Origin of the sequence: Agrobacterium leguminum, assembly GCF_005144435.2 — a bacterium.
GTDB lineage: Bacteria > Pseudomonadota > Alphaproteobacteria > Rhizobiales > Rhizobiaceae > Agrobacterium > Agrobacterium leguminum.
Genome location: NZ_CP120212.1, coordinates 2,194,838 through 2,208,322, shown reverse-complemented (window position 1 = coordinate 2,208,322; position 13,485 = coordinate 2,194,838). Strand labels below are relative to the sequence as shown.

Sequence of the window (13,485 nt, the reverse complement as noted above, 5' to 3'; positions counted from 1 at the left end):
CATGACAGCGATCGATCAACAGGGGGCGGCATCCGGCCGCCCCGGCGGCTCCTTCGGAGATCGCCTTTCCATGCGCACGAAACGGCTTTTGTGGATCTGGAGCTTTCTGGCGATCCCGATCCTGTTTTACAGCGTCATCCGCTTTTACCCGACGCTGCAGGCCTTCTGGCTGTCCTTCACCAACTGGGACCTGCTGCGACCGGCAAAATTCATCGGCATCGCCAACTACGCCAAGCTGTTCAAGGACCCGCAATTCTGGAAAGTCTTCAGGAACACCTTCACCTATCTCATCATCGGCACGCCGATCAGCCTCGTTCTGGCTTTCGTCATCGCCTTTTATCTCGACCGGGTGCGCATCCTGCACGGCTTCATCCGCGCGCTCTATTTCCTGCCCTATCTGACGACGGCCGCCGCGATGGCCTGGGTCTGGCGCTGGTTTTATCAGCCGCCGCCCATCGGCATCATCAACGACGTGCTTGGGCTTCTCGGCATTCCGCAGCAGCCTTTCATCCGCTCCACCGATCAGGCGCTTTATTCGATCATGATAACCGCCATCTGGGCGGGCCTCGGTTTCCAGATCATCATCTTCATGGCCGGCCTGCGCGCCATTCCGACGACATTTTATGAAGCAGCGCGCATAGACGGCCTCGGCGAATGGGCGATCCTGCGCAAGATCACGCTGCCGCTTTTGAAACCCACCACCGTTTTCCTCGTGGTGTTTTCCTCCATCGGCTTCCTGCGCATTTTCGACCAGGTCTACAACATGACCACCAATGATCCGGGCGGACCGCTCGGCTCTACCAAGCCGCTGGTGCTGATGATCTACCAGACCGCGTTCAATTCCTATGCGATGGGTTATGCCGCCGCGCAGACGGTCGTTCTTTTCACCATTCTTCTCGTCGTATCGCTGATCCAGCTCTGGGTCCTGAGGGAAAAGAAATGAGCGAAGCGCCGCCACTCTCCCACGCCCGCATCCGCCCCGGCCGCATCATCGCCTGGACCATATTGTTCATCGGTGGCCTCATCATGGTCTCGCCGCTGCTCTTCATGTTCTCGACCTCGTTCAAGACGGCGGATCAGGTCTATGATCTCAGGCTCATTCCGGCTGCACCGACGCTCGCAAACTACATCACCGTCATGGCCGACGGCCGTTTTCTGCGCTGGTTCTTCAATTCGATGCTGGTTGCGGTCATCGTCACCGTTTCCAACTGCTTCTTCGACAGTCTGGTCGGTTATACGCTGGCGAAATTCGAATTCCGTGGCCGATACTTCATCTTCCTCGCAATTCTCTCGACGCTGATGATACCGACGGAAATGCTTGTCATTCCGTGGTATCTGATGTCCAGCCAGCTCGGCTGGCTCGACAGCTATTGGGGCATCATGTTCCCTGGCATGATGACGGCTTTCGGCACCTTCCTGATGAAGCAGTTCTTCGAGACCGTTCCGAACGACTTCATCGAGGCAGCGCGGGTCGACGGGCTCAACGAATTTCAGATCTGGTGGAAGGTCGCCCTGCCGCTCGTCACGCCGGCGCTTTCGGCGCTCGCCATCTTCACCTTCCTCGGCAACTGGACGGCATTTTTCTGGCCTCTGATCGTCACGACAAGCAAGGAACTCTACACACTGCCGGTCGGGCTTTCGAGCTTTGCGGTGGAGCAGCAGATCCAGTGGGAAATGATCATGACGGGCGCAGCCATTGCGACCATCCCTACCCTCATCGTCTTCATAGTCCTGCAACGCTACATCGTTCGCGGTGTGATGCTGGCGGGTCTGAAAGGATAATATCATGGCCGATATGAACCCGCGCCAGTCGGATACCAGCAAGTTTCCCGATCCGGTCTACAAGGAAACCGTGCTGCGCCCGCTGTTCGACGGCGCCAAGAACCACCATGTGGACGGTTTCCGCCGCATCGACCGCGCCCATCTGGTCATGCTTCGGGAAACCGGCATTCTCGATGCTGACACGGCAGCGAAGATCGCCGGCGCGCTGGAAGACATCGACAGAACCATCGAGCCATCGGAACTGGTCTATACCGGCGAAGTCGAGGATTTCTTCTTCCTGATCGAGAAGGAACTTAAAGCCCGTATCGGCGTCGACGTCGCCGGCCGCCTGCACACGGCCCGTTCGCGCAACGACATCGACCACACGCTGTTCAAGATCGGCCTCAAGGACAAGATCGATACGCTCACCGCCAAGGCGCGCATCCTGCTGAAAGCCCTGATCGATACTGCCGAGCGTAATCAATCCACCCTGATCGTGGCCTATACGCATGGGCAGCCCGCCCAGCCTACCACCTTCGGCCATTATCTCTCTGCCGCCATCGAAGTGCTGATCCGGGATATTGACCGCTTCGCGGAGGCCCGCCGTATCGTCGATCTTTCGCCGATGGGGGCTGCCGCCATCACCACCTCGGGCTTTCCCATCGACCGTGCGCGCGTTGCCGAATTGCTGGGTTTTGCCGCACCCTTACGCAATTCCTATTCCTGCATCGCCGCCGTCGATTATACGACGGCAACCTATGGCGCGATCGAGCTGATGTTCCTCCATCTCGGCCGGCTCATTCAGGATTTCCAGTTCTGGACGAGCTTTGAAGTCGGCCAGATCTACGTGCCGAATTCGCTGGTGCAGATTTCCTCCATCATGCCGCAGAAGCGCAACCCGGTGCCAATCGAACATCTGCGCCACCTCGCCAGCCAGGCATTCGGCCGGGCGCGGACCGTGCTTGACGTGATGCACAACACGCCCTTCACCGACATGAACGACAGCGAGGGTGAAACCCAGGGCATGGGTTACGAGGCCTTCACTTCTGCCGGCCGGGTGCTCGATCTTCTCGCCAGCCTCGTTGGCAAGATCAGCATCGACCCGGAAAGGGTCGAGCAGAATATTCGTCGCTCCTGCATCACCATCACGGAACTGGCGGATTCGCTCGTCCGCATCGAAGACCTGTCTTTCCGGCAGGCCCATGAGATTGCTGCGACCGTCGCCAGAAGCGTCGTCGCGCTGAAGGGCGATCTGCCGAATGACGGTTACCAGCCTTTCCTCAAGGCGTTCCATGAGCTGACGGGGCGCGACACCGGCATCGACGAGGAAAAATTCAGGCAGATCGTTTCGCCGGAGCACTTCGTCGCCGTTCGCAGCCGCTTCGGCGGCCCTGCCCCTGAACCGATGCGGGAGGCGATTGCGGCCTATCGCGGCAAGCTCGGTGCGTTTGAGGCCGAAGCACAACGATCCGCCGATTACGAAGCGGCGAAAGCCGCCGAGCTGGCAGAGAAATTTACCGCCCTGACAGGAGCGCGATAATGGCGACAATCGAACTCAATCAACTGGTAAAGCGCTACGGCAAGGTGGAGGCGGTCAAGGGCATCGACCTTGCCATTGAAGACGGCGAATTCGTCGTTTTTGTCGGCCCTTCCGGCTGCGGTAAATCCACCACCCTCAGAATGATCGCGGGTCTGGAGGAAATTTCCGACGGCACGCTGAAAATCGCCGGAAATGTCGTCAACGAGAAAGAACCGAAACAGCGCAACATCGCCATGGTCTTCCAGAACTATGCGATCTACCCGCATATGACGGTTCGCCAGAATATCGGCTTCGGGCTTTATACATCGAAGCTCGACCGCGAGGAAAAGAACCGGCGCATCGAAGAGGCCGGCCGGGTGCTGGGACTGGAAGCCCTGCTCGACCGCCGGCCCGCGGCCCTGTCGGGCGGCCAGCGGCAGCGTGTCGCCATCGGCCGCGCCATGGTGCGCGATCCCGCAGCCTTTCTTTTCGACGAGCCGCTCTCCAATCTCGACGCGCAACTGAGATCGCAGATGCGCATTGAAATCAAACGCTTGCACCAGCGTCTTAAGACAACTACCGTATACGTGACCCACGATCAGGTGGAAGCCATGACCATGGCCGACCGTATCGTCGTGATGAAGGACGGCCATATCCTGCAGGTCGGCACGCCGACGGAACTTTATGAGACGCCGGTGGATGTCTTTACCGCGCGTTTCATCGGCAGCCCCTCGATGAACCTGTTGCGCGGTACCAGAACGACGAACAGCGTCGCGCCATCGGCCACGGGCGAGCTGCTGATCGGCATTCGCCCCCATGATCTGCTTGTTGGAGAAGCCGATGCCACCCGGAACGCCTTCTCGCTTGAGGGAACGGTAACGGCGGTGGAGCCGCTCGGCCCGGAAACGCTGGTGCACCTGGATACGGCGACCACCTCCGTAATCGCAACGGCAAGGGGCAAATCCATTCCCGCCGTCGGCAGCCAGCTGCAATGCCGGGCGGAAACGGGCGCGCTTTACCTTTTCGACGCCAAAACGGAAAAGCTTCTGGGCCGCGCATGATGACAACAGAAAAATCAGCCGTCATCAGCATCGGCCGGATCTATTGCGACCTCATTTTCACCGGGCTTGACGAATTGCCGGTACTCGGCCGGGAGCTGTTTGCCAGCGACATGGAAATCGCCGCCGGTGGCGGAGCTTTCATCGCCGCCGCCCATTTCGCCCATATCGGCCGCCCGGCCGCACTGCTGGCAAGACTCGGCACCGACACCTTCTCATGCGCCATCGGCGAAAAAATGCAGCAGAGCGGTGTGGACCTGCAATTTCTGGAACATTCGGCGGATGCGGGACCGCAGGTCACGGTTGCGACGGTGGTTGGTCATGACCGCGCATTCCTGACGCGCCGCGCCGGCGCCGCCCGGCCATCCACCCTCGATGCCGCTTTTAGCTGGCAAAAGGCCCGCCATCTGCATATCGCCGAATTCGCCACGCTGCACGAAATCCCCGATCTCATCTCCCGCGCCAAGGATAATGGACTGTCCGTCTCACTCGATCCGAGCTGGGATGCTTCGCTGATCTATGACAAGGGCCTGCTCAGGGCCTGCGCCGGCGTCGACGTGTTTTTGCCCAACCTCGAAGAAGCCGAAGCGATCACGGGCCATGCGGACCCTGAAGCCGCTCTCACCGCTTTGTCCGGGGCGTTTCCGGTCGTGGCCCTGAAGGGCGGCGCGCAGGGCGCCTGGGTCTCCTCGCGAGCGGGTTTCCATCACGCGGCAGCGAAAAAAGTCCGGGTGGTCGATACGACAGGTGCGGGCGATGCCTTCAATGCCGGCTTCATCGATGCATGGCTGCGGCGAGAGGAAGAGAAGCTCTGCCTTGAGGCCGGTGTTGCCGCCGGAAGCCTTGCCGTGCAGGCGGCAGGCGGCGCGCCAAGGGCGACCGCCGCCTGATCCGCCCTGCCCGCTTCACTCCCCGCGCGGATATCGCTGGTTTTCCTCCAGCACGTTGAGGTCCATGTGGTTGCGCATATAGCGCTCGGAGGCTTTCTGCAAAGGCTGGTAATCCCACGGGTAATAAGCGCCGTTGCGCAACGCCTTGTAGACCACCCAGCGACGCGCCTGGCTTTCCCGCACCGCCGCGTCGAAAACAGGAAGCTGCCAGCGGCTGTCGATTTCAGCGCAAAGCGATGAAAGAACGGCACTGAAAGCAGGATCGCCAGCAAGGTTCATCCGCTCCTCAGGGTCCGCCTCGATATCATAGAGCAACGGCGGATCGGCCTCGCAGACCGACAGCTTGTAGCGCCCGTCGCGAAGGGCGACGAGCGGTGCTATCGAGCCTTCGGCGGCATATTCCATTGGCACCGGGCCGCGCTCGCCGGTTCCCTTGACCAGCGCCGCCAGATCTTCGCCATCCGTCCAGCGTTTGAGCGAAGTGATATCAAGCCCGGCTAATCCGCAGAGCGTCGGCGTGACATCCAGCGTCGAGACTGGCGTGTCGATCAAAGCCGGCTGCCAGCCGGGCGCGGCGATCATCAGCGGCACGCGGGCGGAACCCTCGAAGAAACACATCTTGAACCACAGCCCGCGCTCGCCCAGCATGTCGCCATGGTCGGACAGGAAGAGAATGATCGTATCCTCCTCCATCCGCGTCGCCTTCAGAACTTCGAGGATTTCGCCGACCTTTTCGTCGATATAGGAGATATTGGCAAAATAACCGCGCCGCGCACGGCGTATCTGCTCTGGCGAAATATCGAAAGCTTCGTGATCGCAGGCTTCCAGCAACCGTTTCGAATGCGGATCCTGCTCCTCGAAGGCAATCGGCGGTGTCTGCGGATCAAGCGCCGAGCAGTCCTCGTAGAGATCCCAGAATTTGCGCCGCGCCACATAGGGGTCGTGCGGGTGGGTGAAGCTGACCGTCAGGCACCACGGCCGGTCATCGAGGCGGCGCGACAGGTCGTAGAGCTTGCGGGTGGCGTGATAGGCCACCTCGTCATCATATTCCATCTGGTTGGTGATTTCGGCGACGCCTGCGCCGGTGACCGAGCCGAGATTGTGATACCACCAGTCGATCCGCTCGCCGGGCTTGGTGTAATCAGGCGTCCAGCCGAAATCGGCCGGATAGATATCCGTCGTCAGGCGCTCCTCGAAGCCATGCAGCTGGTCCGGGCCGACGAAATGCATCTTGCCTGAAAGGCCGGTGTAATAACCCGCCGCCCGCAGATGATGGGCGTAGGTCGGAATGTCGGAAGCGAATTCGGCGGCATTGTCGTAAACCCGTGTCCGGCTTGGCAATTGCCCGGACATGAAGGAGGCGCGGGCCGGTGCGCAGAGCGGGCTTGCTGTATAGGTGTTGGCGAAGCGGACGGACCGCTTCGCCAATGCTTTGAGATGGGGTGCGTGGAGAAAATCGGCCGGGCCATCGGGAAAAAACGTCCCGTTGAACTGGTCGGCCATCAGGATCAGAATATTGGGACGCGGCATTTCCACCTTCCGGCTTAGAGACCAAGCTTGCCTTTGACGGCGTCCGCACCCGGCTTGCCGTCCAGCGTGGTGACACCCTGCAGCCAGCCATCCAGCGCCTGCGGATTGGCCTTCAGCCATGCAGCTGCCGCCGCCTTCGAATCCTCACCACCGAGAATGGAGCCCATCAGGCTGTTTTCCATGCCGATATCGAATTTGAGGTTCTTGAACAGCGTCGCCGCATTCGGGCATTGCTGCGGCCAGCCGGTGCGGGCGAGCGTGTAGACTTCCGCGCCGCCGAAATTCGGGCCGAAATAGGCGTCGCCGCCGGAGAGATAGGCGATATCGATCTTCTCATTCATCGGATGCGGCGCCCAGGCGAGGAAGACCACGGCCTTCTTGTCCCTGCCCGCCCGTTCCACCTGCGCCAGCATGGCCTGCTCACCGGATTCGACGAGCTGCCAGCTCTTCAGGCCGAAATCATCGGCGTCGATGATCTTCTGGATATTCTGGTTGGCCGGTGCACCCGGCTCGATTCCGTAAATCTTGCTTTCGAATTCATCGGCATGTTTGGCGAGATCGGCGAAATCCTTGACGCCCTTTTCCGCCATATAGGCCGGCACGGCCAATGTGAATTTGGCACCTTCGAGGTTCTTCGTCATCACCTCAGCCGCCTTGGCGGCATTAAGATCATCCACGAAGGATTTCTGCGCCGGCATCCAGTTGCCAAGGAAAACGTCGATTTCGCCGTTTTTCATCGCCTGATAACCGATCGGCACCGACAGCGTCTTGACGTCGGCCTCGTAACCCAAGGCATCGAGCAAAACGGAAGCGACGCCATTGGTGGCGGTAATGTCGGTCCAGCCGGGATCGCTGAGACGGATCGTCTTGCAGGCCGCGTCATCGGCCGCCTGAAGCGGGGTGGAGAAGGCCGCCACGGACAGAAAAAGACCGGCGGCGATGCGATGCAGATGAGAAACGGTTTTCATTGCGGCTCCCCTTTTATCAATCCAGTTTATTGAACACCACGTTGCTTTTGCCTGTGAAGCGGGTATTTTTCGATAGTTGATATAAGGAATTTTAATGTCAGACCGGCCGCTTGATCTGGGATGGATGCGCATTTTCACCGAGGTTGCCCGCCGCGGCAGCCTGACGGCGGCGGCGGCATCCCTGCGGCTGACGCAGCCTGCGGTCAGCTATCAGATCCGCAGGCTGGAGGATGAGCTGGGCGTAATCCTCATCCGGCGCAAACATCGCGGCATCGAACTGACGGCCGAAGGCCAGCGACTGTTCGAGATCGTCTCGCGCAATGTCGATGCCATCGATCTTTTGGCGCAGCAGCTTCGCCGGACGGAGGAACGGCAGACCATCCGTCTGCACACGGACTATGCCTTCTCGTCCCTGTGGCTCATCCCGCGCATGCACGGATTTCGGGCGCTCAACCCCGACATCAACATCCAGATCGTCGCCACGCAGGATCCGCTCGGCCAGGGCAAACACGATAGCGACGTGATGATCATTTTCGGCACACGGCAGGAAGCGGGCGACGGGGCGGTGCTGCTGCTTTCGGAAAAGGTCACGCCGGTCTGCTCGCCGGCGCTGCTGGCCGAGACACCGGCGCCCGCGACCGTTGCGGATTTTTCGCAACGGAAGCTCATCCACCTCGAAAACACCTCGCAGGCGCACTGGTTCGACTGGCCTTCCTATTTCAAGCATTTTGGCGTGCAGAGAACGGCCGACCACGATGGCGGCGACATCAGCTTCAACAATTACACCATGGTAGTGCAGGCGACCATTGGCGAACAGGGTTTCGCGCTCGGCTGGGCCGGGCTGGTCGATCCGCTGCTCGAAGCCGGCGTGCTGGTGACGGCCGGCCCAAGCCTCGATGCGCCGGGACGCGGCTACTGGCTGATGCGGCCGAAAAGCAGCGACAGCGCGGTGAGAAAACTCACCGGCTGGCTGATCGACGAGCGGCGATGACGCCGCCCGCCAGCGCTATTGGTTCAGATCGGATAATGCAGCGGCCCGTCCTGCAGCGTGACCCAGCGTAGCTCGGTGAATTCCGCGATGCCCGCCGTACCGCCGAAGCGGCCGTAACCGGAGGCCTTGACCCCGCCGAAGGGCATCTGCGCCTCATCGTGAACGGTCGGGCCGTTGATGTGGCATATGCCGCTTTCAATGCGCGCCGCAATCGAAAGCGCCCGTGCCTGATCCCTGCCGAAAATCGCGGCGGAAAGACCGAACTCGGTTTCGTTGGCGATGCTCACTGCCTCATCGATGCTGCCGGCCCTGATGATGGAGACGACCGGACCGAAACTTTCCTCCGCATAAAGCCGCATGGCGGGCGTGACGCCATCGACGGCGATCGCATCCATCATCGTGCCGTTGCCGCCGCCGCCCGCCACCAGCCGCGCGCCCTTGGAGACGGCGTCATCCACCAGCGACCGAATGCGCGATGTCGCTTCGGCGCTGACCAGCGAGCCGAGCGGTGTTTTGCCCTCACGCGGATCGCCAGCCGTGAGGCTCGACGCTTTTCTGGCGAAGGCCTCCACAAATGCATCAGCGACGCTGTCGAGCACGATGATACGCTCCGTCGACATGCAGATCTGGCCCTGGTTCATATAGGCGCCAAAAGCGGCGGCCGCGACAGCCGCATCGATATCGGCATCGTCAAGCACGATGAACGGCGCCTTGCCGCCAAGCTCCAGCAGAGCGGGTTTAAGGTAACGGCCAGCCGTTTCGGCAATCACGCGGCCAACGCGGGTGGAGCCGGTGAAATTCACGCGTCTCACGGCGGGGTGTGCGATCAGCGTATCGACGATCTTTGCCGCGTCTTCCGGCGCATTGGAGACGGCGTTGAGCACGCCCTTCGGCAGACCCGCCGAAGCGACGGCTTCGATGATCAGCGCATGGGTGCGCGGGCAAAGTTCCGAGGTCTTCATGACAACCGTATTGCCGCAGGCGAGCGGCGTGGCGATGGAGCGCACGCCGAGAATGACCGGCGCATTCCAGGGCGCGATGGACAGCACGACACCGGCGGGCTGGCGCAGCGCCATCGCCATGGTTCCCGGACGGTTGGAGGGAATGATCTCGCCCTTGATCTGGGTGGTCAGGCTTGCCGCCTCCACCAGCATGTCGCTTGCCAGTTTGACGTTGAAACCGGCCCAGGCATCTGTTGCACCGATTTCTTCCTTCATCGCCTGGGTAATATCAGGCCCGGCGGCGAGAAGCGCCTGCGCGGCAGCCAGAAGCAGGCGGCGGCGTTCACCGGGCGGCGTTGCCGACCAGACCGGGAAAGCGGCGGCCGCGGCATCGGCCGCACGGGTGGCGTCCTCCACCGTTGCCGCCGCAGCACTCGTCGCCACGTCGCCGGTAATGGGGTTGCTGCGTTCGAAGCGCTTGCCGCTTGCGGCCGGGCAATGATCGCCGCCGATGAAAAGATTGACAGTCTGCATGGTCTTCCTCCTGAATTCAGACAATGGCGGCGGTGGTGCCGCCAAGAAACGCCCGTTGCACGGCGGGATCGGCGGACAGGGCCTCAGCCGTGCCTGCCCCGACAATCCGCCCTGCTTCCAGCAAATAACCGCGATCGGCAAGCGCAAGGCTTTCGCGCACATTCTGCTCCACGAGCAGAATTGAAAGGCCGCTCTTCTTGATCTCCGCCAGGGCGGCAAACAGTTCCTGCGTGACGATGGGCGCAAGACCAAGGCTCGGCTCATCCAGCAGCAGATAATCGGGTGCCGACATCAGCGCCCGCCCGATGGCGACCATTTGCTGTTCGCCGCCGGACATGGTGCCGGCAAGCTGCTGCCGCCTCTCGGCAAGGCGCGGAAACAGCGAGAAAATATGCTCTCTTGTCGCTTTCTCCGCTGAACGGGCATGGCGGGGATTGGCCCCGAGACGGAGATTGTCCTCCACCGCCAGCGCCGCGAAAATTCCGCGCCCCTCCGGCACCAGCGCCACGCCCCGCTCCACGATCTGATGGGCGGGAACAGCGGCAAGCGACACGCCGTTGACGCGCACGTCCCCGGAGGCGGGAGCCACCATGCCGCCGACCGCTTTCAGCAGCGACGACTTGCCAGCACCATTGGCGCCAAGCAGCACCACCGTTTCGCCTTTGGCGACATTGAGCGATATGCCGTCAACCGCGAGATGTTTGCCGTAACGGATTGTCAGTGCGTCTATTTCAAGCATGTGCCGCTCCCAGATAGGCGGAAATGACCTGCGGATCATCAAGCACCGTTGCCGTCGGCCCGTCGGCGATCTTGCGACCGGCCGCCATGACCACGGAGCGCGGGCAAAGCGCCCGCACGGCGGCCATGATATGTTCCACCAGCAGGATCGTCGTACCCTGCGATGCCAGCCGCCGGATCAGCGCTATTCCTTCCTGCAGTTCCGTGGGGTTGAGGCCAGCGAGCCATTCGTCGAGAAGCAGAAGCTTCGGTTCGCCCGCCAGCGCACGCGCCAGTTCAAGCCGCTTCTGGTCGATATAGGTGAGATCGCCAGCCGGTAGGGTCTCCCGCCCGGCAAGGCCTATTCTTTCAAGGCAGGCGCGCGCGACCTTCTCCGCGTCGAGACGGGACAGGCGTTGTGGCCCGAACATGGCCGATACGGCAACGTTTTCAAGCAGGGAAAGCGACGGCAAAAGCCGCACGAGCTGGAAGGTGCGCGCCACGCCGGCGCGTGCAATCACATCCGGCCGCCGGCCCGCTATCTCCTGCCCTTTCAGCCGTATCGACCCTTCGGTCGGCTTCAGGGCCCCGGAGATCAGGTTCATCAGCGTCGTCTTGCCGGAACCGTTCGGCCCGAGCAGCCCGACGACCTCGCCGGCCTCGATGGTGAGACCAAGCCCATCCACGGCCTTCAGCCCGCCGAAGGTCTTGCGGATATCGGTGATTTCGAGAACGGCGCTCATGCGGCTTTCTCCTTTTTGCGCAACTTCTCCAGCGCCGCCAGCACGCCATCCGGCAGCACGAAGACGATGAGGATGAAGAGAGCGCCGAGAATGATGGAAAAATGGTTGGGGAAGTTGGCGCCCAGCCATTCGAACAGCAGGAACAGCGGCACCGCACCGAGAATGGGTCCCCAGCGGCGCGTGGCTCCGCCAAGCAGGGCCATGATGACGGTGAGGAACGAGACCTGCGGATTAAAGACGATAGCCGGCTCGATATAGACCCAGCGCGGGGCCTGAATGGCGCCGACAAGCGTGATGATCGTGGCAGACAGCACAAAGAGCGTCAGCTTGGTGCGGGCGAGATTAATGCCCGCATGGGCGGCCACGACCTCGTCGTCACCGATTGCCTTCAACGCCAGTCCGAGCTTGCTACGGTCGATCAGGATTGCCAGCAGAAGCGTGATGACAGCGAGCGCCAGCAATTGCCAGAGCACATGCTGCGGCTCCAGCGGCAGGAAGATATAGCGCCCGAGCGTGCCGGTCACATTCACCTCATACCAGGTGATGAGCTGGCGGATGAGTTCGGCGAGGCCAAAGGAGAAGATCACGAAATAAATGCCCGCGACGCGCAGCGTGGAAAGCCCGACGACAAGCGCCAGCGCCGCGCCGACAAGGGCCGCGCACAGGAGCACCAGCGGCCAGGGCAAAACCTCGCTCAGCACCGCGACCGTATAGGCCCCGACACCGAAGAAAGCGACGGTGGCGAGCGAAATATAGCGGGTCGGGCCGGAAAACATCGCCCAGGCGGATGCGAGCGTCGCATAACCGAGAAGGCCGATGATGACGCCGACGCCATAGGCATCGAAGAAGAAAGGGGAAAGCGCCAGCAGCGCAGCTGCGGCAAGGCCGATGAGAAGCGGGATCATTTGCCCCTCCTTGCGAAGATGCCTTCCGGACGCCAGAGCAGCACCACGAGAAAGAGCAGATAGGTGGCGGCAAGCGTGAGGCCGGGATCGACATAAACGAGCACGAAGGTTTCCACGAGGCCGAGCAGCAGGCCGGCCACCAGCGCGCCGAGCAGATTGCCGACACCGCCCATAATGACGACAACAAGCGCCTTCATGGTGAAGACCACGCCATAGGAGGCGGAAAAGGTCTGGTACATCGAGATCATCACCCCGCCGGCCACGGCGAGTGCGCCGCCAAGGGCAAAACCGATTGAGGCCACGCGGTTCACATCGATGCCGACCAGCGGCGCGGATCGTGGCGCCAGCGCCACCGCCCGCAGGTTGAGGCCCCAGCGGCTGTGGGTAAGCGCCAGATAAAGCCCGCCGCCAATCGCAACCGACAGGCCGAAGGACAGGAGCCGGTTGAGCGCCACGGTCGTGCCGAAGATGTCGACGCCATCGGAGAGATAGGAATAGGAATGGTAGTTGCCGCCGAACACCACGAGCATGATGCCCTGGATAACGAAGAGCAGCCCGAAGGTCGCCAGAATGGAATCGACCTCCAGACGGTCGGAGCCGCCCGAACGGCGCACCAGCGGCCGCATCATGACCCGGTAGATCACAAAAGACAGGGCGTAACCGAGCGGCACGATGATGAAAAGCGACCAGAGCGGCGACAGGCCATAGCTGGAAAACAGCACGAAGGTGATGAAGGCAGCCGCAATCAGCACTTCGCCATAGGCAAGGTTCATGATGCGGGCGATGCCATATTGCAGCGAAAGTCCAAGCGCGATCAGCGCATAGGTCCCTCCCAGCATCAAGCCGAAGATGAGGGTGGATAAAAACAAGGGAATGTCTCCAGTATGGAACATGGCCGAAGCCTTCCGGCCGGGGTTTACGGCCCCGG

Annotated in this window: 13 protein-coding genes; 6 read left to right on the top strand and 7 right to left on the bottom strand. The window is 61.5% G+C overall.

What is annotated here, in order from left to right:
• The first annotated feature begins 1 nt into the window (after position 1).
• From CFBP4996_RS24610 to CFBP4996_RS24590, 5 genes are read left to right on the top strand one after another with little or no spacing between them, the layout of a single operon-like run.
• Entirely contained in the window at positions 2 to 943 is a 942-nt protein-coding gene (locus CFBP4996_RS24610) for a carbohydrate ABC transporter permease (RefSeq protein ID WP_080853448.1), read from the top strand.
• Positions 940 to 1,782 carry a carbohydrate ABC transporter permease gene (locus CFBP4996_RS24605; RefSeq protein WP_059756272.1) on the top strand — a complete coding sequence of 281 codons (843 nt, stop codon included), beginning with the start codon at positions 940 to 942 and terminating at the stop codon, positions 1,780 to 1,782. The genes CFBP4996_RS24610 and CFBP4996_RS24605 overlap by 4 nt, the downstream gene beginning before the upstream one ends.
• Positions 1,783 to 1,786: 4 nt before the next feature.
• Positions 1,787 to 3,301 (top strand): argininosuccinate lyase, encoded by a 1,515-nt coding sequence (gene argH, locus CFBP4996_RS24600; RefSeq protein WP_080853449.1) that lies wholly within the window; start codon positions 1,787 to 1,789, stop codon positions 3,299 to 3,301.
• Positions 3,301 to 4,341 carry an ABC transporter ATP-binding protein gene (locus tag CFBP4996_RS24595; RefSeq protein WP_080853450.1) on the top strand — a complete coding sequence of 347 codons (1,041 nt, stop codon included), beginning with the start codon at positions 3,301 to 3,303 and terminating at the stop codon, positions 4,339 to 4,341. The genes argH and CFBP4996_RS24595 overlap by 1 nt, the downstream gene beginning before the upstream one ends.
• Positions 4,338 to 5,228 (top strand): carbohydrate kinase family protein, encoded by an 891-nt coding sequence (locus tag CFBP4996_RS24590; protein ID WP_080853451.1) that lies wholly within the window; start codon positions 4,338 to 4,340, stop codon positions 5,226 to 5,228. The genes CFBP4996_RS24595 and CFBP4996_RS24590 overlap by 4 nt, the downstream gene beginning before the upstream one ends.
• 15 nt (positions 5,229 to 5,243) lie before the next feature.
• Here the strand turns inward: CFBP4996_RS24590 and betC are convergent, their stop codons facing one another.
• Both betC and choX read right to left on the bottom strand, forming a co-directional pair.
• Entirely contained in the window at positions 5,244 to 6,758 is a 1,515-nt protein-coding gene (gene betC / locus CFBP4996_RS24585) for a choline-sulfatase (RefSeq protein ID WP_080853452.1), read from the bottom strand.
• Positions 6,759 to 6,772: 14 nt separating this feature from the next.
• Positions 6,773 to 7,726: a choline ABC transporter substrate-binding protein gene (gene choX, locus CFBP4996_RS24580; RefSeq protein ID WP_080853453.1), complete on the bottom strand. Its 954-nt coding sequence runs from the start codon at positions 7,724 to 7,726 to the stop codon at positions 6,773 to 6,775.
• A 94-nt stretch (positions 7,727 to 7,820) separates the two neighbouring features.
• On the opposite strand from choX, the gene CFBP4996_RS24575 reads away from it, so the two are divergent.
• Complete coding sequence (locus tag CFBP4996_RS24575; protein WP_080853454.1) at positions 7,821 to 8,717, top strand: choline sulfate utilization transcriptional regulator; 897 nt, start codon at positions 7,821 to 7,823, stop codon at positions 8,715 to 8,717.
• A 23-nt stretch (positions 8,718 to 8,740) separates the two neighbouring features.
• On the opposite strand, the gene CFBP4996_RS24570 is transcribed toward CFBP4996_RS24575, so the two are convergent.
• The 5 genes from CFBP4996_RS24570 to CFBP4996_RS24550 are packed head-to-tail and all read right to left on the bottom strand — an operon-like array spanning position 8,741 to position 13,450.
• On the bottom strand, positions 8,741 to 10,192 hold the full coding sequence (locus CFBP4996_RS24570; RefSeq protein WP_080853455.1) for an aldehyde dehydrogenase: 1,452 nt from the start codon (positions 10,190 to 10,192) through the stop codon (positions 8,741 to 8,743).
• A 16-nt stretch (positions 10,193 to 10,208) separates the two neighbouring features.
• Positions 10,209 to 10,931, bottom strand: a complete 723-nt coding sequence (locus CFBP4996_RS24565) for an ABC transporter ATP-binding protein (protein WP_080853456.1) — start codon at positions 10,929 to 10,931, stop codon at positions 10,209 to 10,211.
• Positions 10,924 to 11,652 (bottom strand): ABC transporter ATP-binding protein, encoded by a 729-nt coding sequence (locus CFBP4996_RS24560; protein WP_080853457.1) that lies wholly within the window; start codon positions 11,650 to 11,652, stop codon positions 10,924 to 10,926. Before CFBP4996_RS24560 ends, CFBP4996_RS24565 begins: the two co-directional genes overlap by 8 nt.
• Positions 11,649 to 12,557: a branched-chain amino acid ABC transporter permease gene (locus tag CFBP4996_RS24555; RefSeq protein ID WP_003521750.1), complete on the bottom strand. Its 909-nt coding sequence runs from the start codon at positions 12,555 to 12,557 to the stop codon at positions 11,649 to 11,651. The genes CFBP4996_RS24560 and CFBP4996_RS24555 overlap by 4 nt, the downstream gene beginning before the upstream one ends.
• Positions 12,554 to 13,450 (bottom strand): branched-chain amino acid ABC transporter permease, encoded by an 897-nt coding sequence (locus tag CFBP4996_RS24550; protein ID WP_424243866.1) that lies wholly within the window; start codon positions 13,448 to 13,450, stop codon positions 12,554 to 12,556. Before CFBP4996_RS24550 ends, CFBP4996_RS24555 begins: the two co-directional genes overlap by 4 nt.
• Positions 13,451 to 13,485 lie beyond the last annotated feature (35 nt).

Coding starts and splice junctions, on each gene's coding strand:
- CFBP4996_RS24610 (WP_080853448.1), top strand. CDS start 2: ATGACAGCGATCGATCAACAGGGGGCGGCATCCGGCCGCCCCGGCGGC.
- CFBP4996_RS24605 (WP_059756272.1), top strand. CDS start 940: ATGAGCGAAGCGCCGCCACTCTCCCACGCCCGCATCCGCCCCGGCCGC.
- argH (WP_080853449.1), top strand. CDS start 1,787: ATGGCCGATATGAACCCGCGCCAGTCGGATACCAGCAAGTTTCCCGAT.
- CFBP4996_RS24595 (WP_080853450.1), top strand. CDS start 3,301: ATGGCGACAATCGAACTCAATCAACTGGTAAAGCGCTACGGCAAGGTG.
- CFBP4996_RS24590 (WP_080853451.1), top strand. CDS start 4,338: ATGATGACAACAGAAAAATCAGCCGTCATCAGCATCGGCCGGATCTAT.
- betC (WP_080853452.1), bottom strand. CDS start 6,758: ATGCCGCGTCCCAATATTCTGATCCTGATGGCCGACCAGTTCAACGGG.
- choX (WP_080853453.1), bottom strand. CDS start 7,726: ATGAAAACCGTTTCTCATCTGCATCGCATCGCCGCCGGTCTTTTTCTG.
- CFBP4996_RS24575 (WP_080853454.1), top strand. CDS start 7,821: ATGTCAGACCGGCCGCTTGATCTGGGATGGATGCGCATTTTCACCGAG.
- CFBP4996_RS24570 (WP_080853455.1), bottom strand. CDS start 10,192: ATGCAGACTGTCAATCTTTTCATCGGCGGCGATCATTGCCCGGCCGCA.
- CFBP4996_RS24565 (WP_080853456.1), bottom strand. CDS start 10,931: ATGCTTGAAATAGACGCACTGACAATCCGTTACGGCAAACATCTCGCG.
- CFBP4996_RS24560 (WP_080853457.1), bottom strand. CDS start 11,652: ATGAGCGCCGTTCTCGAAATCACCGATATCCGCAAGACCTTCGGCGGG.
- CFBP4996_RS24555 (WP_003521750.1), bottom strand. CDS start 12,557: ATGATCCCGCTTCTCATCGGCCTTGCCGCAGCTGCGCTGCTGGCGCTT.
- CFBP4996_RS24550 (WP_424243866.1), bottom strand. CDS start 13,450: ATGTTCCATACTGGAGACATTCCCTTGTTTTTATCCACCCTCATCTTC.